This window comes from Streptomyces sp. NRRL S-350, assembly GCF_000719705.1.
Taxonomy (GTDB): Bacteria; Actinomycetota; Actinomycetes; order Streptomycetales; family Streptomycetaceae; genus Kitasatospora.
On sequence record NZ_JOHO01000147.1, the window covers coordinates 1 to 2,572 of the forward strand.

Below are 2,572 nucleotides of genomic sequence, written 5' to 3' on the forward strand. Positions count from 1 at the left end.
CCCATCAACTGGCACGCCTACTACGCCCACACCAACCCCCACACCACCCCCCTCCCCACCTACCCCTTCCAACACCACCGCTACTGGCTCGACCAGTCCGGGAAACCGCAGCGTGCCGACAGCACCGTCGATGCCGCCGAGTCCCGTTTCTGGAACGCGGTCGAACGTCAGGACCTCCCGGCGCTGTCCCGTGAACTGGGCGAGGATCACGGCCAACTCTCCGACGTGCTGCCGGTGTTGGCCGACTGGCGACGCCGCCACCGGGAACAGTCCGCGGTGGACTCCTGGCGGTACCGCACAACCTGGGCTCCGTTGACCGTCGAGGCCCGCCGGCTCTCCGGCACCTGGATCGTCGTCGCGGCCCCAGCCCAGCACGACCATCCCGATGTCCTGGCGGTCCTCACGGCGCTGAGCGCCGGCGGCGCCGAGCCCCGGCTCGTGGCCCCCTCCGAGACCGACGTGTCGGAGGCCACCGGTGTGGTCTCCCTGCTGGCGCTGGACGACGAGCCCGACGACACCCACCCGACGTTGTCGCGGGGGCTTGCCGCGACCGTCGCACTGGTTCAGGAGCTGCAGCGCGCCGGGTCGACCGTGCGGCTTTGGTGCCTGACTCGCGGGGCCGTCGCCATCGGCCGGTCCGAGCTGCTGCGTTCCCCGTCCCAGGCGCAGTTCTGGGGGATGGGACGAGCCGTCGCGCTCGAATGGCCGGAAGGCTGGGGCGGACTCGTCGACCTGCCCGCCGTTCTCGACGACCGGACTCTGTCCCGGCTGCCCTCGGTGTTGGCCGGTGAGAGTGGCGAGGACCAGCTGGCCCTCCGCGTTTCGGGTGTCTTCGGCCGGCGTCTCGTCCGCGCCTCGCGCGACGCGCCGGACCGTACTCCTTGGCAGCCTCGCGGCACTGTGCTCATCACCGGCGGCACGGGTGCGCTGGGTGGGCACGTCGCGCGCCGGCTCGCGCACCGTGGCGCCGAGCACCTGCTGCTCGTCGGCCGCAGCGGGCCGGCCGCGGCGGGTGCAGCCGCCCTGGAAGCAGAACTGTCAGCCGCGGGGGCCCGGGTCACCATCGCAGCGTGTGACGTGTCCGACCGCGCAGCCGTCGCGGAGCTCCTGGCGGCCGTGCCCCAGGAGCTGCCGTTGACCGCCGTCGTCCACGCCGCAGGCGTCGGGCAGCTGACACCGCTCGTGGACCTCGGCATCGACGAGTTCGCCGAGATCGTGCGGGCGAAGACGGCCGGTGCCACCAACCTCGACCAGCTGCTGGGCGAACGCGAACTGGATGCCTTCGTCCTCTTCTCCTCGGTGTCCGGTGTCTGGGGCACTGGCGGGCAGGCGGCCTACGGAGCGGCGAACGCCCATCTCGACGCCCTCGCCCGCAACCGCCGGGACCGCGGTCTCGCCGCGACCTCGGTCGCCTGGGGCCCCTGGGCGGGAGAGGGCATGGCGGCCCAGGGCGAGTCGGGTGAGCACATGCGTCGCCGCGGACTGCCCCCGATCCAGCCGGATCTCGCGATCGCGGCGCTCGAACAGGCGACCAGTGAGAACGAGCCCTGCCACACCGTGGCGGACGTGCGCTGGGAAAGCTTCCTGCCCCTGTTCACCTCGGCCCGCCCCAGTGCCCTGCTCTCCGGCCTGCCGGAGGCACGCGCACTGCTGAGCGCGCCGGAGGAGCCCCGAGCCACGAACCCGGACCGCTTCTCGGGGCTCGGTGCCGCCGAGCGCCGGGCCCGGCTGCTGGCAGCGGTCACGTCCGAGGCTGCTGCGGTGCTGGGGCACGCCACGGCCGACGACGTCGCCCCGGACCGGGCGTTCCGCGACCTCGGCTTCGATTCGCTCACTGCGGTGGAACTGCGCAACCGCCTTGGCGCCGTCCTCGGCGTCCCGCTGCCGACCACGCTGGTCTTCGACTACCCGAACCCGGAAAGCCTGGTCTCCCACCTGCTGACGCTGTTCGGCGACGACCAGGCTGACGACGACGGGGCGGACCTCGTCCCCCTGTCCGACGACCCGATGGCCGTCGTCGGCATCGGCTGCCGCTTTCCCGGCGGGGTGCGCACCCCCGAGGACCTGTGGCAGCTCCTGGTGGCGGGCGGCGACGCCGTGTCCGGTTTCCCCACCGACCGCGGCTGGGATCTCGCGTCGTTGCTGTCCGACGTCGGCACGCACGGCAGCAGCACCCCGGACTCGGGTGGATTCCTGTACGACGCGGCGGAGTTCGACGCGGAGTTCTTCGGCATCTCGCCACGCGAGGCACGGGCGATGGATCCGCAGCAGCGGCTGCTGCTGGAGACCGCGTGGGAGGCGTTCGAGCGCGCGGGCATCGACCCGCGGTCCCTGCGCGGCAGCCGGACCGGCGTCTTCGTGGGCGGCAACAGCCAGGACTACGCCACGTTGCTCTACAACGACGCGCAGGGCACCGAAGGGCATCTCCTCACGGGCAACACGCCGAGCGTGGCGTCCGGTCGGATCGCCTACACCTTCGGTCTCGAAGGCCCCGCCGTCACCATCGACACCGCCTGCTCGTCCTCCCTCGTCGCCGTCCACCTCGCCGCCAACGCCCTGCGCAACGGCGAAT

The 2,572-nt window shown here is 72.6% G+C and carries 1 protein-coding gene; it reads left to right on the forward strand.

Translation table 11 applies throughout. The features are described 5' to 3' along the window. On the forward strand, nt 1-2,572 hold a 2,572-nt coding region (locus IF30_RS0140090), incomplete at both ends, for an SDR family NAD(P)-dependent oxidoreductase (RefSeq protein WP_030247977.1).